The sequence below is a fragment of the Saccharopolyspora sp. MMCC62 genome, assembly GCF_057736575.1.
Map to the genome: position 1 here is coordinate 444437 of NZ_JBYKCM010000004.1, position 21362 is coordinate 465798.

Here is a 21362-nt window from a genome sequence, read left to right on the forward strand (position 1 = left end):
CATCGGCTTCGCCGCTGACAGGCGAAGGACTACCCGGTGCTGTTGTGGTGGTTCGTGCTCGGTGGGTTCGTCGCTGAGGGGGATGGGCGAGGGACTGCTGTTTCTGGTGGTTCCTGTTCGGCGGCTTCGCCGCTGACGCGTGGCGGACGGGGGCTGCTGGGGCGTGCCGTGCGTGGCTCGTTCGTCCGGTTTCCGGGGTGTTCTGCTCGGGGGAGTGCGGGGAAGTGGTGGTTGACCGGGGGCTGGAACAGGCCTACTTTTCCGTATACCTATAAGTATACTTCCGCTATGTGGAATCGGAGCGGCCATGTCGATGGAGCGTGCCGAAGCCGTCACCACGCCGGGAAGCCCCAGCCCCCGGCTCTACAACGCCGACCTGGCCCCGCCCGAACAACGCCGCTGGAAGACCTACAGCATCTTCGCGCTGTGGATGAACGACGTGCACAACATCGGCAACTACACGTTCGCCGCAGGCCTGTTCGCCCTCGGGCTCGGCGCGCTGCCCTCGCTGCTCGCGCTGCTCATCGGCATCCTCGTCGTGTTCTGGGGCATGAACCTGATGGGCCGCATGGGGCAGCGCACCGGCGTCCCCTTCCCCGTGATGGCCCGCATCTCCTTCGGCGTGCACGGCGCGCAGCTGCCCGCGCTGATCCGCGCCGTCGTCGCCATCGCCTGGTACGGCATCCAGACCTACCTGGCCTCGCTCGCCGTCGTGGTGCTGGTGCTGCGCATCGACCCGGCGCTCACCCCCTACGCGCAGGACTCGATCCTCGGGCTCTCCAGCCTCGGCTGGCTCTGCTTCCTCGCGCTGTGGGCCGTGCAGCTGGTGATCCTCAGCTTCGGCATGGAGATCATCCGCCGGTTCCAGGACTGGGCCGGGCCCATCGTGTGGGTCGTGATGCTCGCGATGGCGATCTGGGTGCTGGTCCTCGCGGGCGGCCGGATCTCCTGGAACCCGCCGAACGCGCTCAGCGGGCCCGCGATGTGGTGGGAGGTGCTCGGCGCCGCCGGGCTCACCATCGCCATCTACGGCACGCTGATGCTCAACTTCTGCGACTTCTCCCGGTTCGCGCCGGACCGGAAATCCGTGCTGCGCGGGAACTTCTGGGGCCTGCCGGTGAACTTCACCGCCTTCGCGATGGTGTCGATCATCGTCACCGCCGGGACCTACACCCTGTTCGGCGAGATCATCACCGATCCGGCGGAGATCATCGCGAAGGTGCCGAACACCTTCGTTCTCGTCGTCGGGGCCCTGCTGTTCGCGCTGGCGACCATCGGCGTGAACATCGTCGCCAACTTCGTCTCGCCCGCCTACGACCTCGCCAACCTCGCGCCGAAGCACATCGACTTCCGGCGTGGCGGGCTGATCAGCGCCGTGCTCGCCGTGGTGGTGCTGCCGTGGAACCTCTACAACAGCCCCGCCACCGTGGAGTACTTCCTCGGCGGGCTCGGCGCGGTGCTCGGGCCGCTGTTCGGCGTGATCATCGTGGACTACTGGCTGCTGCGGCGCGGCCGGATCAACGTGCCCGACCTCTACACCGAGGACCCCGGCGGTGAGTACGCCTACCGGCGGGGCGTGAACCCGCGGGCCATCGCCGCGCTGCTGCCCGCATCGGCGGTCGGCATCGCGCTCGCCGTGGTGCCCGCGTTCGCCGTGCTGTCCTCGTTCTCCTGGTTCCTCAGCGCGCTCCTCGCGGGAGGGATCTACCACCTGATCGCCGACCGCAGCCGCGACTTCACCGACGTCTCCGGCGACCACCTGAAGCAGAGCACCACCGCTGAGGGAATCCGCTGAGAGGCTCCACCGAGGGAGAGCACGTGCGCATCGTCGTCGCCAACGTCAACACGACCGAAGCCGTCACCGAGGTGATCCGGGCGCAGGCCACCGCGATCGCCGCGCCCGGCACCGAGATCCTCGCCGTCACCCCGCGCTTCGGCCCGCCCTCCGTGGAGGGGAACTTCGAGAGCTACCTGGCCGCGGTCGCCGTGATGGACCGGGTGCGGGCCGTGCCGGACCCCTTCGACGCGGTGGTGCTGGCCGGGTTCGGCGAGCACGGCAAGGAAGGGCTCGCGGAGCTGTTCGACGTGCCCGTCGTGGACATCACCGAAGCCGCCGCGCACACCGCGAGCCTGCTCGGCCGCCGCTTCTCCGTGGTCACCTCGCTGGCGCGCACCATCGGCCAGATCGCCGACCGGCTCGCGCTGACCGGGCTGAGCTCGCGGTGCGCCTCGGTGCGCGCCACCGGGATGGCCGTGCTGGAACTGGAAGCCGACCCGGAACGCGCCAGGGACCGGCTCGCCGCCGAAGCCGTGCGCGCCGTCCGCGAAGACGGCGCCGAGGTGATCTGCCTCGGCTGCGCAGGCATGGCGGGACTCGCCGAGCAGGTGCGCGACGCCGCGGGCGTGCCCGTCGTGGACGGCGTGCCCGCCGCGGTGGGACTGGCGGAACTGCTGGTGCGGCAACGGCTCAGCACCTCGAAGGTGGGTGGCTGGGCCGCGCCGCTGCCCAAGGAGATCACCGGCTGGCCGATCAGCCGGGCCTGACCGGCGGAACCGGGAACGACGAACAGGAGGTTGCGGTGCCAGACGACCCGTACGACGTGGTGATCCGCGCGCGGCGGCTCATCGGCCCGCGCGGCGAGACCGCGGGCAGCATCGCCGTCCGCGACGGCCGCATCGCCGCCATCGCACCGCACGACGCGCCACCGCCCGCCGCGCGCACCGTGGAACTCGCCGACGACGAAGTGCTGCTGCCCGGCCTCGTCGACACCCACGTGCACGTCAACGACCCCGGCCGCGCCGAGTGGGAGGGGTTCCCGACCGCCACCCGCGCCGCCGCCGCGGGCGGCATCACCACGCTGCTGGACATGCCCCTGAACAGCCTCCCGCCGACCGTCGACCCCGGTTCGCTCGCGGTGAAGCGGCAGGCCGCCGACGGCAGGGTGCACGTGGACGTCGGGTTCTGGGGCGGCGCGATCCCCGGCAACCGCGAGCACCTCGGGCCGCTGCACGACGCCGGGGTGTTCGGGTTCAAGAGCTTCCTGCTGCACTCCGGCGTCGACGAGTTCCCGCCGCTCGACTCCGCCGGGCTGGAAGCGGCGCTGACCGAGCTCGCGACCCGGGACGCGCTGCTGATCGTGCACGCCGAGAACTCGGAAGCGATCGACGCCGCACCCAGCCCGCACGGCGAGCACTACCGCGACTTCCTCGCCTCCCGCCCGCGCGGTGCGGAGGACGTGGCCATCGCCCAGGTCCTCGACCTGGCGCGGCGCACCGGCGGGCGGGTGCACGTGCTGCACCTGTCCTCCGCGGACGCGCTGCCGATGATCGCCGCCGCGAAGGCCGACGGGGTGCGGGTCACCGTGGAGACCTGCCCGCACTACCTCGGCTTCACCGCCGAGGAGATCCCGGACGGCGCCACCCAGTTCAAGTGCTGCCCGCCGATCCGCGAAGCGGCCAACCGCGAACGGCTCTGGCAGGGGCTCGCCGACGGCACCATCGACTGCGTCGTCAGCGACCACTCGCCCTGCACCCCGGAGCTGAAGCGGCTCGACACCGGCGACTTCGGCGTCGCCTGGGGCGGCGTGTCCAGCCTGCAGCTCGGCCTGTCCGCGGTGTGGACGCAGGCGCGGCTGCGCGGGCACGGGCTCGCCGACGTGGTGCGCTGGATGGCCGGGCGCACCGCGGAGATCGCCGGGCTGCACCGCAAGGGAGCCATCGCACCGGGAGCCGACGCCGACCTGTGCACCTTCGCCCCCGACGAGGCCTTCGTCGTCGACGCCGCCGAGCTGCAGCACCGCAACCCCGTCTCCGCCTACCAGGGCCGCGCGCTCGCCGGGCGCGTCCGGCGCACCTGGCTGCGCGGCGAACCCGTCGACATCGCAGGCCCACCACGAGGAACGCTGCTGAGCAGGGGAGAAGCATGAACGACCGGTCCGCGCTGCCCGACCTCGCCTCGCGCGCCGTCGGCGGCGCCGTCGTGCACGCCAACGACGAGCTGTTCGCCGAACGCGAGAACCTCATCAAACCCGCCGCACCCGCCTACCAGCCCTACACGTTCGGCCACAAAGGACAGGTCTACGACGGGTGGGAGACGCGGCGGCGCCGCGAACCGGGCCACGACTTCGCGCTGATCCGGCTCGGATTGCCGGGGATCGTGCGGCGGCTCGTGGTGGACACCGCGTTCTTCAAGGGCAACTACCCGCCCGAGGTGTCCGTGCAAGGCGCGGCCGTCGACGGCTACCCGAGCCCGGCGGAGCTCCTCGACGCCGACTGGGTGGAACTGCTGCCCGCCTCGCCGGTCCGCGGTGACGCCGAGAACGCCTTCGACGTGGACACCGCGCTGCGCTGCACCCACCTGAAGCTGTGCATGCACCCGGACGGCGGCATCGCCCGGCTGCGCGCCCGCGGTGAACCGGTCGCCGACCCGAGGTGGGCGCGCGGCGAGTTCGACCTGGCCGCGCTGGAGCACGGCGGGCGCATCACCGGGTGCAGCAACATGTTCTACAGCTCGCCGTCGAACCTGCTCGCGCCCGGCCGGGCCGCCGTGATGGGCGAGGGCTGGGAGACCGCGCGGCGCCGCGACGACGGCAACGACTGGGTGGAGGTGGGGCTCGCCGCGCCCGGTGTGCTCACCGCCGCAGAGCTCGACACCAGCCACTTCGTCGGCAACGCGCCCGGCTGGGCCGTGCTGTCCGGTGTGGACGGACGAGTGGCCGATCCGGCCGATCCCGCCGCGTGGCGGGAGGTCCTGCCGCGCACCCGGCTGCAACCCGACACCCGGCACCGGTTCCGGCTGCACTCCGGCGCCGAGTTCACCCACGTGCGGCTCGACGTGCACCCGGACGGCGGCATGGCGCGGCTGCGGCTGCACGGCACCGCCACCACCGACGGGCACGCCGACCTGGTGCGCCGCTGGTCCGCCGCGGTGCCCGCGGAGTACGCGCGGGCCGTGCTGCTCGACTGCGGCGTTCCGGCCGGCACCGCGGGCGAACTCGCCGCCGCGGCGGGCTCCGACGCCGTGACCGCGTTGGCGGCCGCCTTCCGCTGACCGGCCGGGCGCTCCGCTGCTGCCGGTTCCTGCTGACCGGACGGGTTTCTGCCGACTGGCCGGGTTTCCGTCGACCGGCCGGGCCTGCCACCGACCGAGCCCTCGCCGACCGACCGAGCCCTGCCGGACCGAGCCCTGCCGACCGACCGAGCCGACCGACCGAGCCCTCGCCGGTCGGCAGGCCCTCCGTCGACCGACCGGAACGGGCACGGGAAGTCGGGTGCGCCGCGGCGCCTGCGACCTAGCGTGGTGGGCATCAGGAAGAAGGAGGATCCGGTGCTGGATCGGCTGAACGCGGCCCTGGACCACGCGGAAGCGCACCTCGGCGACACCGTCGACGTGGGCGAGCTCGCGCGGATCACGGCCACCTCCGAGTACCACTTCCGGCGGATGTTCTCCGCGCTGGCGGGGATGCCGTTCTCGGAGTACCTGCGGCGCAGGCGGCTCACCCTCGCGGGGGCGGAAGTGCTCGCCGGGCGGCGGACGCTGCTGGACATCGCCGTCCGGTACGGCTACGGCTCGGGGGAGGCGTTCGCGCGGGCGTTCCGCGCGGTGCACGGCGTCGGCCCCGGCGAAGCCCGGCGTACCGGCGCCGCGCTGCGCTCCCAGCAGCGGATCTCCTTCCGGCTCACCGTCGAAGGGAGGAGCGAGATGCGCTACCGCATCGTGCGCCGCGAGGCGTTCCACGTCGTCGGCCGGAAGGCGCGGGTACCGCTCGTGCACGAAGGCCCCAACCCCGCGATCGTCGAGCACGTCCGCGGCATCGGCCCGGACGAGCTGCGGCGCATCGCGGCCCTGTCCGACCAGGAACCGGCCGGTGTCATCGCCGCCACCGACGACCTGGACGACGGCCGCGCCGAGGGGAGCACGCTCGACTACTACCACGGGGTGGTGGCCGGGAACCCCGGCCCGGACGACCTCGACTCGCTGGCGGTCCCGGCCGGGACCTGGGCCGTGTTCGAGGTGTCCGGCGAGTTCCCGCACGCCATCCAGTACCTGTGGCGGGACGTCTACACCGAGTGGTTCCCGTCGAACCCCTACCGCAGCAGGCCCGGCCCGGAACTCCTCCGCACCGAGGTGTCCGCGGACGGCGCCCGCGGCGAAGCGGAGCTGTGGATCCCGGTGGAGGAGGCCTGACGGCCTGCGCGGTGCTCGGGTGGCGGAACCCCGGCGGTTCCGCCACCCGGTGCCGTGCAGCAGGAGTGGACGGGCACCTTCATGTCAGACTGCTGACATGAGTCGAAGCGGTCCCGGCGTCGAGCTGGAGACGTCCCTGGGCTACCTGCTCAAAGAGGTGTCGAGCACGCTCCGCGCCGCCATGGAGGACGTGCTGCGGCCGCTCGGGATGACCGTCACGCACTACTCCTGCCTGGAGCTGCTGGCGCAACGACCGGGCCTGTCGAACTCCGAGCTCGCGCGCGGCGCGTTCGTGACGCGGCAGTCGATGAACGTGCTGCTGCAGAACCTGGAACGCGCCGGTCACGTGACCAGACCCGCGGAAGCGCCCGTCGGCAAGGCGCTCCCCGCCCGGCTCACGCCCAGCGGCCGGCGCAGCCTGGAGCAGGCGAGCGCCGCGGTCCGGGACGTCGAGCGCCGGATGCTGGGCGGCCTGGGCGAAGCCGAGCAGGCGGAGGCGTTCCGGCTGCTCAAAGGCATGATCCACTCGCTGCGCGAGCAGTCCGGCTGACCGGTTGTCGGGTTCGTCCGGCTGGCCGACTCGTTCGGCTGGTCCGACTCGTCCGGCTGTCCGGGTTCGACCGGCTGTCCGGGTTCGACCGGCTGGCCCGGCTCGACCGGCTGGCCCGGCTCGACCGGCTGGCCGGCTCGACCGGCTGACCGGCACCGGCCCGTCCCCACGGCCCGGTCAGCTCAGGACGATCGTCTCCACCGGCAGCCCGGGTGTCGCGGACAGGTCCAGCGGGGACGGCTTCGCGCCCGCGGCCACCACGTGCGCGCCCAGCGCGGCGATCATCGCGCCGTTGTCGGTGCACAACCGGGGCCGCGGCACCCGCAGCTCGATCCCGGCGGCCGCGCACCGCTCCGCGGCCAGCGCGGACAGCCGCGAGTTCGCCGCCACCCCGCCGGAGATCACCAGGGTGCTCACCCCGAGGTCCTGCGCCGCGCGCACCGCCTTGAACGTGAGCACGTCCGCCACGGCCTCCTGGAACGAGGCGCACACGTCGGCGACCGGGATCTCCCGCCCCGCCCGCTGCTCGCCCTCGACCCAGCGGGCCACCGCGGTCTTCAACCCGGAGAACGAGAAGTCGTGCCGCGCGTCCCGCGGACCGGTCAGCCCGCGCGGGAACGCGATCGCCTTCGGATCCCCCTGCTTGGCCAGCTCGTCGATCGGCGGCCCGCCCGGGTACGGCAGGTCGAGGATGCGGGCGACCTTGTCGTAGGCCTCCCCGGCGGCGTCGTCGATGGTGGAGCCGACCTGGGTGATCCGCTCCGCGATGCCCTCCACCAGCAGCAGCTGGCTGTGCCCGCCGGAGACCAGCAGCGCCAGGCAGCGCCGCGGCAACGGTCCGTGCTGCAAGGTGTCCACGGCGACGTGCCCGCCGAGGTGGTTCACCCCGTACAGCGGGACGTCCAGCGCCACCGAGTAGGCCTTGGCCGCGGACACGCCCACCATCAGCGCCCCGGCCAGGCCGGGTCCCGCCGTCACCGCGATCGCGTCCACATCGGACAGTGCGAGCCCGGATTCGTCCAGCGCGCGGCGCATCGTCGGCGCCATCGCGGTCAGGTGCGCCCGGCTGGCGATCTCCGGCACGACACCGCCGAAGCGGGCGTGCTCGTCGACGCTGGAGGCCACGGCGTCCGCGAGCAGCTCCACCGAACCGTCCGCGCCGAGCCGCACCAGGCCGACTCCGGTCTCGTCGCAGGAGCTCTCGATGCCGAGCACGATCCGGTCGGTGGTGGTCACGACGCACCACCTCCCTCCGCAGTGGGGTCGACCGCGGGCCTGCGCATCGTGTGCGCGTCCGCGCCCGAAGGCTGGTAGTAGCGCTTGCGCAGGCCGACGATCTCGAACCCGTTCTTGCGGTACAGCTCGATCGCCGGGTCGTTGTCGGTGCGCACTTCGAGGAACGTGGTGGCGTGGTGCTCGTCGGCGCGCGCCAGCAGCCGCAGCAGCAGTGCCCGGCCCACCCCGCGGCCCTGGTGCGCGGGATCGACGCCGATGGTGTGCACCTCGGCGTCCACCTCCGGCGGGCGGCCGGCCAGGGACAGCCCGGCGTAGCCGATCAGCTGCTCCGCCTCGTCGTAGGCGCCCAGGTAGTGGTGGCCGCGGTCCAGCTCGGCGGCGAACGACTCCAGCGACCACGGGTCGTCGCCGGGGAACAGCACCTGCTCCAGCTCGGCGCACCGCTTCAGGTCGGCGCGGCGCAGCTTCGCGATGAACGGGGTGCTCACGACGCCGCCTCCGGGCTGACCTGCTTGCGCGGTCCCGGAGCGGTGGCGTCCGGGCGGCGCAGGTACATCGGCACCAGCGGCAGCGGTTCCTCCCCGCTGTGCAGGTCGTGCCGTGCGGCCGCGACCAGGCCGGTCGGGGTCGGGTACCGGGTGTCGAGGACCTCCAGCCCGAACACCTCGCGGTGCGCGTCGGCCATCTCGCCGACGGCGAAGTCCAGGTCCAGCTCGGCGATCTCCGCGGGCACGTCGGCCGGGCGGTGCACGTGCGGGCCGGTGAGGCGCTCCCGGTCCGGCCCGTAGGCGGCCCAGTACACCTCCTTGCGGCGCGCGTCGGTGGCGACCAGCAGCCGCATCCCGCCCGCCGAGGCACCGGACACGGCGGCGCCCGGCTCACCGACGTCGGCGAGCACCCCCTGCGCAGCGGCCGTCTCCGGCACCGCGGCGGCGATCGCGTCCAGGCTGCACACCGGGTGCACCGGGACGTCCAGGGCCTGCCCGAGCGCTGCGGCCGTCACCATGCCCGCCCGCAGCCCGGTGAACGGGCCGGGGCCGGAGCCGACGACGATCGCGTCCGCGTCCGCCAGCCGATGACCGGCCTCGCTGACCGCCGCCATCAGGTGCGGGGTGAGCAGTTCGCCGTGCGCCCGGGCGTTCACCGTGACGCGTTGCGCGAGAGGCCGGGGTCCGCCGCCGTCCAAGGCGACCAGCCCTGCGGTGACCGCGGGCGTCGAAGTGTCCAGCGCGATGACGAGCACAGCCGAAAAGACTACGTCACCCCAGGTCACCGACGTGTCCCGGGTGCCGGGCGGGACCCCGACCACGACGAACCCCGCCCACCCGGATCGGAGTGAGCGGACCGTTGGTCCAATCGGACGGGACGAACGGTCCGTTCACCCGGCGATGGCGCCGCGCCGCTGTAGAAATAGCGACCGGCCGTTCGTCCAACAGTGGCCGGCCGACGCCCCGTTCACCCGAGGAGACCGGACGAACGGTCCGGTCACCCCGCGATGGTGCCGCCGCAGCCAAAATAGCGACCGGCCGTTCGCCTAAAAGGGGCCAACCGACGCCCCCGTTCACCCGAGGAAGCCGGGCCGACTCGAACCGTCCGGGGGTGACCACGAGCCGACCGGAGTGAACGGACCGTTCGACCAACTAGATCGGACGAACGGTCCGTTCACTCCCGCTCAGCCGATGGCGCGTCCCGCGTACTCCGGCGCCGGTTCGGTGCGCTCCGCGATGCGCGCCGCGATCTCGTCCGGGAACGGCACCGCGCGGCCCGCGGCCGAATCGACGTGCAGCGCCAGCAGCTCCTCGGTGGCCACCGCGGTCCCGTCCACCACCATCTCGTGGCACAGCACCAGCTTCTTCGGCCCGCCGCCGACGATCCGCGAGGTCACCACCAGCTCGGCGTCCGGCCCGACCTCGCGCAGGTAGCGGACGTGCGCCTCCACGGTGTATAGCGACCGGCCGGTCGCCAAATACGCGGTGTCCAGGCCGAGCCGGTCCATCACCGCGTCGGTGGCGAAGCCGAACACCAGCACGTAGTAGGCCTCGCTGAGGTGCCCGTTGTAGTCGATCCACTCGGGCCGCACCCGCTGCCGGAACTCGGTCACGCGCCACCGCCCCGGACGGCCCGCACCGCGCGCAGCACCGCGATCACCGCGCGGTCCCGGTCGGCGACCAGCTCGGCGATGCTGCGCCCGTCGGCGGTCTCCTCGCAGCCCTGCACCATCCGGTCCCGCAGCTCGGCGGTCAGCTCCGGTGCCTCCAGCCGGGTCCACGGCGATTTCAGCGAGGGCCCGAAGTGGTCGAGCATGTGCGCCATGCCGCCTTCGCCGCCCGCGAGATGGAAGGTCAGGCAGGGTCCGAGGAACGGCCACCGCAGCCCCGGCCCTTCGGTGATGGAGGCGTCGATCTGCTCCACGGTCGCCTCGCCTTCGGCGACCATGTGCAGCGCCTCCCGCCACAGCGCCTCCTGCAACCGGTTCGCGATGAATCCGGGCACCTCCCGGTCCATCGTGATCACCGATTTCCCGGCGACCTCGAAGAACCGGGACGCCCAGGCGACCGCCTCCGGGGAGGTGCGCTCGCCGCTGACGACCTCCACCAGCGGGATGAGGTACGGCGGGTTGAACGGGTGCCCGACCACGAGGCGTTCCGGGGTGGCGCAGCGCTGCTGCATCTCGGTCATGCCGTAGCCGGAGGTGGACGAGGACACCACGACACCGGGCGGGGTGGCCGCGTCGATCCGGGCCAGCAGGTCCTGCTTGAGCTCCAGGTCCTCCGGCGCGCTCTCCTGCACGAACTCGGCGCCCGCGACCGCGTCCTCCAGGGTGGCGGTGACGGTGAGCGCGTCCCGGGACGCGCCGGGGGCCAGGCCCAGTTCGGTCAGCGCGGGCCACGCCGCGTCCACCAGCCGCCGCAGCTTCTCCGCCGCGTCCGGCGCCGGGTCCCACGCCGTGACCCGGTAACCGCGGGCCAGGAAGTGCGCCGCCCAGCCGCCGCCGATCACGCCCGCGCCGATGCAGGCGACCTCGCGCACCGCTTCCGGTGCCACCGGGGCCGCCATCAGGCGGTCCGCCGCTTCAGGCCGAGCTTCGCGCGCGCCTGGTCGGGGGTGGCGATCCGTGCGCCCATGCCCTCGATGATCGTCACGGCGCGCTCGACGAGCTGCGCGTTGGTGGCCTTCACGCCCTTGCTCAGGTAGAGGTTGTCCTCCAGCCCGACGCGGACCTGGCCGCCGAGCAGCGCGGACTGCGCCACCCACGGCAGCTGGTTGCGGCCGATCGCGAAGCTCGCCCAGTTGGCGCCCTCCGGCAGCATGTTCACCATCGCCTGCAGCACGCCCGGGTCGGCGGGGGCGCCGTACGGGATGCCGGTGCACAGCTGGAACAGCGGCGGCGGGTCGATGAGGCCCTCGTCGATGAGCTTGGTGGCGAACCACAGCTGCCCGGTGTCGAAGATCTCCAGCTCCGGCTTCACGCCGAGCTCCTGGATGCGCTTCGCGCCGGCCCGCAGCATGTCGGGGGTGCTGATGTAGAGCTGGCTGCCCTCGCCGAAGTTCAGCGAACCGCAGTCCATGGTGCAGATGTCCGGCAACAGCTCTTCGACGTGCGGCAGCCGGTCGAGGCCGTTGACCAGGTCGGTGCCGTCGACGGGCTTGAGCGGGTCGTCCGGATCGATCACCAGGTCGCCGCCCATCCCGGCGGTCAGGTTGATGACGACGTCCACATCGGACTCGCGGATGCGGCGCACGACCTCGCGGTAGAGCGGGACCTCGCGGGAGCCCTGGCCGGTCTCGACGTCGCGCACGTGGATGTGCACCACGGCGGCGCCCGCGTTGGCGGCTTGCACGGCGGACTCGGCGATCTGCTCGGGGGTCACCGGTACGTGCTCGCTGCGGCCGACGGTGTCGCCCGCTCCCGTCAACGCGGCGGTGATGATCACTTCCTCGTTCATGCGCCCTCCCTGTCGCGGTCGGCCCGGCGCGGGCCGCGGTGACGCTAGCAAGCGAGTTGCGAAATTCGCAATGCTCCGTCCGGGGAGGGCTGCACCGGGAGGCGGAACGGCCGGAAATCCAGCGAAAGAACCGGCCGCGAGTGCGGGGGAGAACTGATCATCGAGTCAGTCGATCGCACGGTCCGGCCGCCGCGCCCGTTGGCCGGCGAACCGGGGGAGCGCGAACAGGGCGGACCGCGAACGGCCGGATCAAGAGGAGGGCCCCGACGGCCGGATCGAGGAACGGACCGCGAGGGAGCGGATCAAAAGGCGGACCGCGAACGGGTGAACCAAGGGGCGAACCAGGGACGGACTGCGAGTGAGCGGGCCAAGGGGCGAGCCAAAGACCGATCACGAACGTCCGGATCAAGAGGAGTCCTACGGACGGCCGGACCAAGGGGCGAACCAAGGACCGACCACGAACGTCCGGATCAAGAGGAGCCCTACGAACGGCCGGACCAAGGGGAGAACCAGGAGCCGGCCTACGAGCGAGCGAACCAGCGAGCGGACCACGGAGCGGACCACGAACGCGCCCACCACGAGCGGACCCGGCGCGCCGACCGCGCCGCGCTCACCGGCTGAACCAGAACGCCTTCGTCACGGCCAGGAACTCGCGCCGCGCACCGCGCGCGGACACCCGCCGCAACCCGTCCGCCGCCGCGTCGTGCCCCACCCCGCAGGCGTCCATCCCGGCGCGGCGGCACAGCGCGATCGACCGGCGCAGGTGGAACTTCGAGGTCACCACGGTCACCGCGTGCAGCCCGAAGTCCGCGACCGCGCCGCGGCAGGACGCCCAGGTGTCCACACCGGACTCGTCCATCACCACCGCCCGCTCCGGAATCCCGTGGCGCAGCAGGAAGTCCCGCATCACGACCGGTTCGCTGTACCCGCGGGAGTGCGGGCTGCCGCTGACCAGGATCCACCGCACCCGGCCCGCCCGGTGCAGCTCCACCGCGACGGCGAGCCTGCCCTGCAGGATCCGGCTCGGCAGCCCGTCGCGGCGCACCCCGGCGCCCAGCACCAGCGCGACCTCGGCGTCGGGCACGTCGGCCACCGTCCGCACCCGGCCACGGCTGCGCACCAGCACCCACCACGACGGCGCCGCGGCCACCGCCGCCGCCATCACCACCGCACCACACCATCGCCCGCGCACCCGGCAAGTGTGCCGTGCCGCGGCCGGGTCGCCGACAGCGGCTGAACGGGTGCCGCCCGGACCGCGCCGGACGGCACCCGCGCCGGATCAGGCCCCGCGCAGCCTCGGTTCGCCGTCGGCGACGGTGAAGCTCTGCGCGGTGCTCGCCGCGCCGTCCGGCTTCGTCACGTGCGGCACCGTCCGGTAGTCCGCCCGCAGCTCGTCCGCGCCGAACCGGGTGCGCACGTAGCCGCGGCGGTTCCGGTGGAACTTGATGTGCGGGTTCTCCGCCAGCACGGCCGACTTCGGGTCGTCGTCCCCGTCGCCGCCGCTGGTGATCGAGGTGGTGACCAGCTCGGTGCCGACCACCGCCGAGTCCGGGTCCTCGTGCGCGGCCTGCACCTCCGCGGCCCAGTGCCGGTGCACGTCGCCGGTCAGCACCACCGCGTTGCGCGCCTGCGCGAGCCCCGCGGCGATCCGGTCCCGGTTCGCCACGTAGCCCGCCCACGAGTCGGTGCTGAACGCGACGCCCTCGTCCACGTCGTTGTCCAGCCGGGAGAAGAACACCTGCTGGCCCAGCACGTCCCAGCGCGCCTCCGAGGCCGCGATCCCGTCCAGCAGCCAGCGCTCCTGCTCGGCGCCGGTGATCGTGCGGTCCGGTTCCAGCCGCTCCGCGCAGTCCACGTTCCCGGCGTCGTCGCAGGGCTGGTCGTCGCGGTACTGGCGGGTGTCGAGCAAGTGGAACGTGGCCAGCCCGCCCCACTCCAACCGGCGGTACAGCCGCATGTCGGCGCCGACGGGCTTGGCCGAGGAGCGCAGCGGCATGTTCTCGTAGTACGCCTGGAACGCGGCGGCGCGCCGGTCGAGGAAGTGCTCGTCGGGCGTCTCCGGCACGTCCCCGGCCCAGTTGTTCTCGGTCTCGTGGTCGTCCCACACCACGATCCAGGGCGCGGTGGCGTGCGCGAGCTGCAGGTCGGCGTCGGTCTTGTACTGGGCGTGCCGCTGCCGGTAGTTCGCCAGCGTGCGGGTCTCCGGCCCGAGCACCCGCCGCACGTCCTCGTCCTCCGCGGCGTACTCGTACTGGTAGTCGCCGAGGTGCAGGATCAACCCGGGCTGGTCCTCGGCCATCCGCCGGTAGGCGGTGAAGTGGCCCTGGCCGAAGTGCGCGCAGGACGCGAAGCACATGGTCAGCGGGTCGAGCGAGCCGGGCGCGGGGGCGGTGCGGGTGAAGCCGGTGCGGGACACGGCGCCTCCGGTGCGGAACCGGTAGTAGTACTCGGCGCCGGGCCGCAGTCCTTCGAGCTCGACGTGCACGCTGTGGCCGAGTTCCGGGGCGGCCTGGGCCCGCCCGCGCTGCACGACGCGGCTGAACCGCTCGTCCTCGGCGACCTCCCACTCCACGTCGACGGCCTTGCCGGGCATGCCGCCGCGGCCGTCGTCGGCGGTCGGGTCGGGGGCGAGCCTGGTCCAGAGCACGACGCCGTCCGGCGCCGGGTCGCCGGAGGCGACGCCGAGGGTGAACGGGTCGCCGAGCGGGCGGCCGGTGCCCGCGCCGGGCAGCGAGAGCGGTCCGGCGAGCGCGGTTCCGGCGAGTGCGGTGGTGCCCAGCGCCGCGGCGCCGCCGAGCAGCACGGCACGGCGGGACACGGATCGGGACGTGGTGGGGTCGGGCATTCGGGCGGTCCTCCCAGAGACGTCGGTGGTCGCCGCGGCCGACGTGCTCGGTGCACGTCGAAGCAGGGTTGCGTCCTGCTTTCGGCTTCACTCGAACGAGTGGAAAGGTATCCGCGCCCGGTGGGCATCCGGTTAACTTCTGGCGAAGACGGGTTGTTGATCACCGCGACCGCGCCGGAGGGTCCTCCCGAGGAGCGGGAGGAACGTTCAGCGCGGGCGCCAGCCGGACCGGCCGGGAGGCCCGGACGGGCCGGGTGGACGAGAGGGGCGAGGGCGGCGTTCCCACGGACGGTTCGTGGGCTTCGTCGGAGCCATGCGGCAGAACCTAAGCCACAGCCCCTCGATGGTGTGAACCGCCATCGGGTTCCGGTGACATTTCCCGCATGCCGATCTACCTGCGAAGATCGGCAGCAGGGGCCGGTCGGCGGCGACCGCGCCGCGCCGCCGGCCGGCCCGCCCCTCGCGGGGTGGACCCGGCCCCACCTCGGCGGTTCCGCGCCGGGAAGATCGGCTGCCGGAACGTCCTCCGCGATCACCGGAGATCCACTCCTCGGTATCCGAGCGCGCACTGCGGGTGTCCGCCGTCCGGAGCGGGGCCCGGGAGCGCCCGGCGTCGCGCGCTCCGCGCCTTCGAGTGACGGCGGATCGGGTGCCCGGTTGTTGAGGCTTGGCACTCGCGTGGGTAGAGTGCCAATCAGCACGGCGCCGCTGCGCCCCGGCACCCGCGACGACGGGGAGCCACGGAGCCGTCACCCAAACCACAGCCAACGCTTACGCAGGCCCCAGAAGGTGGAGGTCACACCGTGGCGAGCATCAAGCCGCTTGAGGACAAGATCGTTGTCCAGGCGAGCGAAGCCGAGACGACCACTGCGTCCGGCATCGTGATCCCGGACACCGCCAAGGAGAAGCCCCAGGAGGGCAAGGTCCTGGCCGTCGGCCCGGGTCGTGTCGACGACAAGGGCAACCGCGTCCCCGTCGACGTGCAGGAAGGTGACGTCGTCATCTACTCCAAGTACGGCGGCACCGAGGTCAAGTACAACGGCGAGGAGTACCTGATCCTCTCCGCCCGCGACGTGCTGGCCGTCGTCAACTGACGATCCCGCACCATGCGCATCCCACCGCCCCGGTGGTCCCGCCTCCGGGACCCCGGGGCGGTGGTCTATCCCAGGCCGGACGTCGTGCCCGCACGCTGCGGCGACTCCGCCGACCCGACGCCGCACCCCGGCGGCCCACCGGACCGCCTCGGCGCGCCGGGTCGAACCGAGCTCGCGCCGGGGCGATCGCGACCGGCCTCCGAACACCCCATGCTGAAGGGCTGTTGAAACATGGCTAAGCAGATCAGCTTCGACGAGCAGGCGCGCCGCGCGCTGGAGCGCGGTGTCAACCAGCTCGCCGACGCCGTGAAGGTGACCCTCGGGCCGCGCGGCAGGCACGTGGTGCTGGACAAGCAGTTCGGCGGCCCGCAGGTCACCAACGACGGCGTCACCATCGCGCGCGAGATCGAGCTCGACGACCCGTACGAGAACCTCGGCGCCCAGCTCGCCAAGAACGTCGCCACCAAGACCAACGACGTCGCGGGCGACGGCACCACCACCGCCACCGTCCTGGCCCAGGCCCTGGTGAAGGAAGGCCTGCGCAACCTGGCCGCCGGCGCCAACCCGGCCTCGCTCGGCAAGGGCATCCAGGCCGCCACCGACGCGGTCGTCGAGGCGCTCAAGGCCAAGGCCACCCCGGTCAAGGGGCGCGACAACATCGCCCAGATCGCCACCGTCTCCTCCCGCGACGAGAACATCGGCGCGCTGGTCGGCGAGGCGATGGAGAAGGTCGGTGAGGACGGCGTCATCAGCATCGAGGAGTCCTCGACGCTGGCCACCGAGCTCGAGGTCACCGAGGGCGTCCAGTTCGACAAGGGCTTCGTCTCCCCGTACTTCGTCACCGACGCGGAGCGGCAGGAAGCGGTCCTCGAGGACACCCAGATCCTGCTGCACCGGGACAAGATCTCGAACATCCAGGACCTGCTGCCGCTGCTGGAGAAGGTCGCCCAGAACGGCAAGCCGCTGCTGATCATCGCGGAGGACGTCGAGGGCGAGGCGCTGTCCACCCTGGTCGTCAACGCGATCCGCAAGACCTTCAAGGTCGTCGCGGTCAAGGCCCCCTACTTCGGCGACCGCCGCAAGGCGTTCCTGGGTGACCTCGCCGCCGTCACCGGCGCGGAGGTCATCGCCCCCGAGGTCGGGCTCAAGCTCTCCGAGGCCGGCCCCGAGGTCCTGGGCAGCGCCCGCCGCGTCACCGTCACCAAGGACGACACCATCCTCGTCGACGGGCACGGCAGCAAGGACGACGTGCAGGCCCGGGTCGAGCAGATCCGCAAGGAGATCGAGGCCAGCGACTCCGACTGGGACCGGGAGAAGCTGCAGGAGCGGCTCGCCAAGCTCGCGGGCGGCGTCGCCGTGATCAAGGTCGGCGCGGCCACCGAGACCGAGCTCAAGGAGCGCAAGTCCCGCATCGAGGACGCCGTCGCGGCGTCCAAGGCGGCGGCCGAAGAGGGCAGCGTCCCCGGCGGCGGCTCCAGCCTCATCCACGCGTCCAAGGCGCTGGAAGGCGACCTCGGCCTCACCGGCGACGAGGCCACCGGCGTGCGGCTCGTCCGCAAGGCCCTCGAAGCCCCGCTGTTCTGGATCGCCAGCAACGCGGGCCAGGAAGGCGCCGTCGTCGTCTCCAAGGTCCGCGACCTGGACTGGGGCGCCGGCTACAACGCCGCGAACCTCACCTTCGGCGACCTGATCGAGCCGGGCATCGTCGACCCGCTGAAGGTCACCCGGTCCGCGGTCGCCAACGCGGCCTCCATCGCGCGCATGGTGCTCACCACCGAGAGCGCCGTGGTGGAGAAGCCGGAGGAGGAAGCGGAGCAGGCCGCGGGCCACGGCCACGGCCACTCCCACTGACGACCGGGTCGTTCCGCTCGTCCCGCTCGGCGGGGCGCGCGGCGGCCCGCCGGCGGCCGAGCCACCGAGCGGGAGCACCGGGTGCTCCCGGGCGGTGCGCCTGCCGCCGGGGGAGGACGTGAATCAGGGGCGGCACCTTCGGGTGCCGCCCCTGATCTCTTTTCGCGCTCGCCCCGGGGGCCGCCGCGGATGACGCCCCTCGCAGTCATCCGATTCGGCCCGCCCGGCGCGGGCACCGCCACCGCCGTTCGCGCGGCGGTCGCGTCTCAACCGGCCAGTGCGGCCACCCGGCGCTTGCGGGTCTTGATGATCACTTCGCGCTCGGACTCCGAAAGCCCACCCCAGATCCCGTAAGGCTCCTGCACCGCCAGCGCGTGCCGGCGGCACTGGTCCAGAACCGGGCAGTGCTGGCACACCTCTTTCGCCTTCGACTCACGCCGTGCCCGTGCCGGGCCGCGTTCGCCGTCGGGATGGAAGAAGTACGCGCTGTCCATCCCGCGGCACGAGCCCTTGATCTGCCAGTCCCAGATGTCCGCGTTCGGGCCTGGAAGACGTCGAGTGTCGGCCATTGCGACAACCACCTCCCACCGGTGGATCCCCTCCCCGCCACGGCGGCTGCCGTGGCCTCGCATGATCCAAGGTAGAACCGCGCCAATGCTTGTTCAACCCCTTTCGCGCCGAAAGCTGTTCACTGACGGGTGATCTCTGACCGGTGGCATCCGGGTGCACCCGCTTGCCAGCGGCCGCCACGATCCGGAACATGACCGCGTGACCATGCGGGAGGAACCCCTGTCCGGGCAGCACGGCGCCGCCCGGGCGGTTGATCCACGACTTGCCGACCATCCGGACGGCCCGGCACCCGCCGGAGGAGCCGGGGCCGCCGACGAAGATCGGAACGGCGCCCGCCGCAAGATCGCGGAGGGGACGTCCGGGGCGGACGCGCACCGGGGCGGCAGGCACCGCCGCGACCCGGAGCCCGAGGCCCGGCCGGACGCGGAAACCGCGGGCTCCGCCGAGACCGGGACGACGTCGGCGGAGTCGGGTTCGGGAGCCGTGGCGGAGGACCGGCTGGACCCGCCGCGCGCCGACTTCGCCGCCGGATCGCTCGGCACCGACGCGGAGCTCGACGCGAGCCCGTCCGGAACCGAGCCGCACGACGCGGTCGAGCCGGAGGAACCCCGCCTCTCCGTGGCCGCCGTCGCCCGCAGGCTCGGCGTCGCGCCCGCCACCCTGCGCACCTGGGACCGCCGCTACGGCCTGGGACCCACCGACCACGCCACCGGCCGCCACCGCCGCTACGGCCCCGAGGACGTCGCGCGGCTGGAGCAGATGCAGCGCGCCCTGCTGCGCGGCGCCTCCCCGGCCGAAGCCGCCCGCTACGCGCTCGCCGCGACCCCGCCGCTGCCCCGGCACGGCGACGGCGCCGCGGCGCCCGCGGTCCCCGCGACCGGCGAGCCGGTCCTCATCTCCGGCGTGCTCGACCCGCTCGACGAGGAGCCCCTTGCGGAGTCCACCGCCAACCCGGGCGGGCGCGGGCTGCGCCTGACCGGTGCCGGGCCGCGCGCCCGCGGGCTCGGCCGGGCGGTGCTCGCGCTGGACGCCTGGCACCAGCAGCGCCTGCTCGCCGAGTCCATCGAGCAGCAGGGCGTGCTCGCGACCTGGTCCGAGGTGCTGTCGCCGGTGCTGGCCGCGGTGACCGGGCGCTGGCAGCACACCGGGACCGGGGTGGAGGCGCTGCGGCTGCTCACCGACAGCGCGGCGACCGCGTTACGTGCGGTCCTGGCCGCCGCTCCCGAACCGCGCAACCCGCGTCCGGTGCTGCTGGCGCCGGTGCCGGGGGAGCAGCAGGAGCTGGAGCTGGTCGCGCTGGCCGCCGAACTGGCCGCCCGCGGCGTGGGGATCCGGTTGTTCGGCGCGGGCCTGCCGCCGGAGGGCCTGAACGCGGCGGTGCGCCGGGCGGCGCCCGCGGTGGTGGTGCTCTGGGCGGAGCAGCCGCACTACGCGGCGCCCGCCCTGCTGGCTGGCTTGCCCGGAACGCGGCAGCGGGCCCGGGTCTTCGCCGCCGGCGCGGGCTGGGCGCCGGGCCGGTTGCCGGGTCACGCGGAGACGGTTTCGACGCTCGCGGAGGCCGCGAAAGGCGTTGTTCGAGTCGTGCTCGATTGACCTGTGACGCAAATCACTTTTGGCAAGTTTCGGCTGACTGCCGGGTGTCGCGAGATCGGGTGTCTGATCGCCCGACAGGGCCACAACAGAGTGAATATCGCAGGTATGGGCCTTGAGCGAGGGGTGACATCGTCTCTCGCCCGTGCCCGCGTCGGACCCTGCTCCGTTCCGGTGAATATCTCGAACGAGTGGCGTGAGCCGATCTCTGGACGGATTCAGCACTAGATCGTGTCAAGGTTCCCCGGCTTGCGTCCGATAGGGGAAGAGGAACGTCACTCGCCTGCAGGAAGGAGTTCCCGTGACGACGGTCCTGATCTGCGATGACCGACGCAGCGTCCGGGAAGGGCTCACTCGCGTGATGTCTGCTGTCCCAGGAGTGAGTCGGATTGATTGCGTAGCACACGGTGACGAGCTGCTCGCGCGCTTCGCGCGGCAAGCGGTGGACGTCGTGCTGGTCGGCACCCAACGCGCGGTGCCGAACGGTGTCGAGGCCACCAGGCGGCTCGTCTCCGCCCACCCCCAGGCCAATGTGATCGTCTTCGGTGCGCCGGACGACGCGGGCAGCATCGCGGCGGCCATCGCCGGCGGTGCTCGTGGATATCTGCGCTGGGACGCCTCGCGGCCGGAGCTGGTCGCCGCGCTGGCGCACACCTTGGCCAGCACGTCCGTCCCCGCACCGCGGCAGCCGTCCGATCCGGGCGTGCAGCTCACCGAGCGCGAGTTGCAAGTGCTGCGGGGGATGAGTCAGGGGAAGAGCAACGGCCAGATCGGCCGCGAGCTCTACCTGTCCGAGGACACCGTCAAGACCCACGCCCGCCGGCTCTTCCGGAAGCTCGGAGTGCGGGATCGGGCGCAGGCGGTGGCGCACGGGTTCAGACGAGGGCTGGTCGCCTGAGTCGAACGGGACTCCGCGGAAGCCCACCTGCTCGCTCGATCATCCGGGTTCCGGTCGGCGCACCCAGTGCACCGATCGCCCGCGGGCGGCGGGCCGCGCCTCGCATCGCGCTCGTCCAGGGCGGTACGCCCCGGACGACTCCGGTGCCCGGCACAGCCCGGCGACCGGGTCCTCGCTCGCGAGGGCTCGACGGATGAGCCGAGGAGGTTCTGCGGGAGCTCCTTCCTGCTGTGTGACGCCCCTCGCCGGAACGCGGCCAGCGGCCGCCGCCCGGTTCACCTCGACGCCGCCGTTCGGGCTCGGCGGCGTCGACAGGACTTCGGTGTCCACCGTCATGTCCCGGTGCCGCATCGCCGGGACATGACGGCGGACACGTCTCATGACCCGGCCGGGACGAGCCGGGAGCCGACCGCCGTGTCGCGAACGCCCCCTACCATCCGTCGATCAGTGCCGGTTCCGGACTGGGCGGACGATGCTCGGGTGGATATCTGGTAGTTATGGTTACGTGACAACGACCGCAGCTGGCCCCCACTCCCTGTTCAGGGATCAGTCCTTTCCCGGTACGGTGACCTCGGCGCTGCGTGCGGTGCACGT

The 21362-nt window shown here is 72.8% G+C and carries 19 protein-coding genes; 10 read left to right on the top strand and 9 right to left on the bottom strand.

What is annotated here, in order from left to right; translation table 11 throughout:
• The first annotated feature begins 313 nt into the window (after positions 1–313).
• From AC29IT_RS12515 to AC29IT_RS12540, 6 genes are all read left to right on the top strand, one after another.
• Positions 314–1795, top strand: coding sequence for an NCS1 family nucleobase:cation symporter-1 (locus tag AC29IT_RS12515; RefSeq protein ID WP_488218885.1), 1482 nt, complete (start codon positions 314–316; stop codon positions 1793–1795).
• Between the two features lie 23 nt (positions 1796–1818).
• Positions 1819–2544 carry an aspartate/glutamate racemase family protein gene (locus AC29IT_RS12520; protein ID WP_488218788.1) on the top strand — a complete coding sequence of 242 codons (726 nt, stop codon included), beginning with the start codon at positions 1819–1821 and terminating at the stop codon, positions 2542–2544.
• A gap of 35 nt (positions 2545–2579) precedes the next feature.
• Positions 2580–3926 carry an allantoinase AllB gene (gene allB / locus AC29IT_RS12525; RefSeq protein WP_488218789.1) on the top strand — a complete coding sequence of 449 codons (1347 nt, stop codon included), beginning with the start codon at positions 2580–2582 and terminating at the stop codon, positions 3924–3926.
• Positions 3923–5050, top strand: coding sequence for an allantoicase (alc, locus tag AC29IT_RS12530; protein ID WP_488218790.1), 1128 nt, complete (start codon positions 3923–3925; stop codon positions 5048–5050). Before allB ends, alc begins: the two co-directional genes overlap by 4 nt.
• Positions 5051–5326: 276 nt before the next feature.
• Positions 5327–6187: an AraC family transcriptional regulator gene (locus AC29IT_RS12535; protein ID WP_358446810.1), complete on the top strand. Its 861-nt coding sequence runs from the start codon at positions 5327–5329 to the stop codon at positions 6185–6187.
• Positions 6188–6284: 97 nt separating this feature from the next.
• Entirely contained in the window at positions 6285–6737 is a 453-nt protein-coding gene (locus AC29IT_RS12540; RefSeq protein ID WP_358446807.1) for a MarR family winged helix-turn-helix transcriptional regulator, read from the top strand.
• A 177-nt stretch (positions 6738–6914) separates the two neighbouring features.
• On the opposite strand, the gene tsaD is transcribed toward AC29IT_RS12540, so the two are convergent.
• From tsaD to AC29IT_RS12580, 8 genes are all read right to left on the bottom strand, one after another.
• Positions 6915–7973: a tRNA (adenosine(37)-N6)-threonylcarbamoyltransferase complex transferase subunit TsaD gene (gene tsaD / locus AC29IT_RS12545; protein WP_358446805.1), complete on the bottom strand. Its 1059-nt coding sequence runs from the start codon at positions 7971–7973 to the stop codon at positions 6915–6917.
• On the bottom strand, positions 7970–8461 hold the full coding sequence (rimI, locus tag AC29IT_RS12550; RefSeq protein ID WP_358446802.1) for a ribosomal protein S18-alanine N-acetyltransferase: 492 nt from the start codon (positions 8459–8461) through the stop codon (positions 7970–7972). Before rimI ends, tsaD begins: the two co-directional genes overlap by 4 nt.
• Positions 8458–9216, bottom strand: a complete 759-nt coding sequence (tsaB, locus tag AC29IT_RS12555) for a tRNA (adenosine(37)-N6)-threonylcarbamoyltransferase complex dimerization subunit type 1 TsaB (protein WP_358446799.1) — start codon at positions 9214–9216, stop codon at positions 8458–8460. Before tsaB ends, rimI begins: the two co-directional genes overlap by 4 nt.
• Before the next feature lie 429 nt (positions 9217–9645).
• The gene (locus AC29IT_RS12560) at positions 9646–10074 is read right to left on the bottom strand and encodes a thioesterase family protein (protein WP_488218791.1); all 429 of its coding nucleotides are present in this window, start codon (positions 10072–10074) and stop codon (positions 9646–9648) included.
• The gene (locus tag AC29IT_RS12565; protein WP_488218792.1) at positions 10071–11030 is read right to left on the bottom strand and encodes a 3-hydroxyacyl-CoA dehydrogenase NAD-binding domain-containing protein; all 960 of its coding nucleotides are present in this window, start codon (positions 11028–11030) and stop codon (positions 10071–10073) included. The genes AC29IT_RS12560 and AC29IT_RS12565 overlap by 4 nt, the downstream gene beginning before the upstream one ends.
• Entirely contained in the window at positions 11030–11920 is an 891-nt protein-coding gene (locus AC29IT_RS12570) for a beta-keto acid cleavage family enzyme (RefSeq protein WP_358436664.1), read from the bottom strand. Before AC29IT_RS12570 ends, AC29IT_RS12565 begins: the two co-directional genes overlap by 1 nt.
• 610 nt (positions 11921–12530) lie before the next feature.
• Positions 12531–13082 (bottom strand): SanA/YdcF family protein, encoded by a 552-nt coding sequence (locus AC29IT_RS12575; RefSeq protein ID WP_358436661.1) that lies wholly within the window; start codon positions 13080–13082, stop codon positions 12531–12533.
• Between the two features lie 117 nt (positions 13083–13199).
• On the bottom strand, positions 13200–14765 hold the full coding sequence (locus AC29IT_RS12580; protein WP_488218793.1) for an alkaline phosphatase D family protein: 1566 nt from the start codon (positions 14763–14765) through the stop codon (positions 13200–13202).
• Between the two features lie 803 nt (positions 14766–15568).
• Here AC29IT_RS12580 and groES point away from each other — a divergent pair.
• Together groES and groL are read left to right on the top strand one after the other, a co-directional pair.
• Entirely contained in the window at positions 15569–15859 is a 291-nt protein-coding gene (groES, locus tag AC29IT_RS12585; RefSeq protein ID WP_184483059.1) for a co-chaperone GroES, read from the top strand.
• A 231-nt stretch (positions 15860–16090) separates the two neighbouring features.
• The gene (groL, locus tag AC29IT_RS12590) at positions 16091–17710 is read left to right on the top strand and encodes a chaperonin GroEL (protein WP_488218794.1); all 1620 of its coding nucleotides are present in this window, start codon (positions 16091–16093) and stop codon (positions 17708–17710) included.
• A 266-nt stretch (positions 17711–17976) separates the two neighbouring features.
• On the opposite strand, the gene AC29IT_RS12595 is transcribed toward groL, so the two are convergent.
• Positions 17977–18279 carry a WhiB family transcriptional regulator gene (locus tag AC29IT_RS12595; protein ID WP_224956128.1) on the bottom strand — a complete coding sequence of 101 codons (303 nt, stop codon included), beginning with the start codon at positions 18277–18279 and terminating at the stop codon, positions 17977–17979.
• A 205-nt stretch (positions 18280–18484) separates the two neighbouring features.
• Between AC29IT_RS12595 and AC29IT_RS12600 the strand changes: the two genes are divergently transcribed.
• Both AC29IT_RS12600 and AC29IT_RS12605 read left to right on the top strand, forming a co-directional pair.
• A complete protein-coding gene (locus AC29IT_RS12600) occupies positions 18485–19873 on the top strand; it encodes a MerR family transcriptional regulator (protein WP_488218886.1) in 1389 nt (462 codons plus the stop codon).
• Between the two features lie 298 nt (positions 19874–20171).
• The gene (locus AC29IT_RS12605; protein WP_184483053.1) at positions 20172–20768 is read left to right on the top strand and encodes a response regulator transcription factor; all 597 of its coding nucleotides are present in this window, start codon (positions 20172–20174) and stop codon (positions 20766–20768) included.
• Positions 20769–21362: the final 594 nt, after the last annotated feature.

Coding starts and splice junctions, on each gene's coding strand:
- AC29IT_RS12515 (WP_488218885.1), top strand. CDS start 314: ATGGAGCGTGCCGAAGCCGTCACCACGCCGGGAAGCCCCAGCCCCCGG.
- alc (WP_488218790.1), top strand. CDS start 3,923: ATGAACGACCGGTCCGCGCTGCCCGACCTCGCCTCGCGCGCCGTCGGC.
- AC29IT_RS12540 (WP_358446807.1), top strand. CDS start 6,285: ATGAGTCGAAGCGGTCCCGGCGTCGAGCTGGAGACGTCCCTGGGCTAC.
- AC29IT_RS12565 (WP_488218792.1), bottom strand. CDS start 11,030: ATGGCGGCCCCGGTGGCACCGGAAGCGGTGCGCGAGGTCGCCTGCATC.
- AC29IT_RS12570 (WP_358436664.1), bottom strand. CDS start 11,920: ATGAACGAGGAAGTGATCATCACCGCCGCGTTGACGGGAGCGGGCGAC.
- AC29IT_RS12575 (WP_358436661.1), bottom strand. CDS start 13,082: ATGGCGGCGGCGGTGGCCGCGGCGCCGTCGTGGTGGGTGCTGGTGCGC.
- AC29IT_RS12580 (WP_488218793.1), bottom strand. CDS start 14,765: ATGCCCGACCCCACCACGTCCCGATCCGTGTCCCGCCGTGCCGTGCTG.
- groL (WP_488218794.1), top strand. CDS start 16,091: ATGGCTAAGCAGATCAGCTTCGACGAGCAGGCGCGCCGCGCGCTGGAG.
- AC29IT_RS12595 (WP_224956128.1), bottom strand. CDS start 18,279: ATGGCCGACACTCGACGTCTTCCAGGCCCGAACGCGGACATCTGGGAC.
- AC29IT_RS12600 (WP_488218886.1), top strand. CDS start 18,485: ATGCGGGAGGAACCCCTGTCCGGGCAGCACGGCGCCGCCCGGGCGGTT.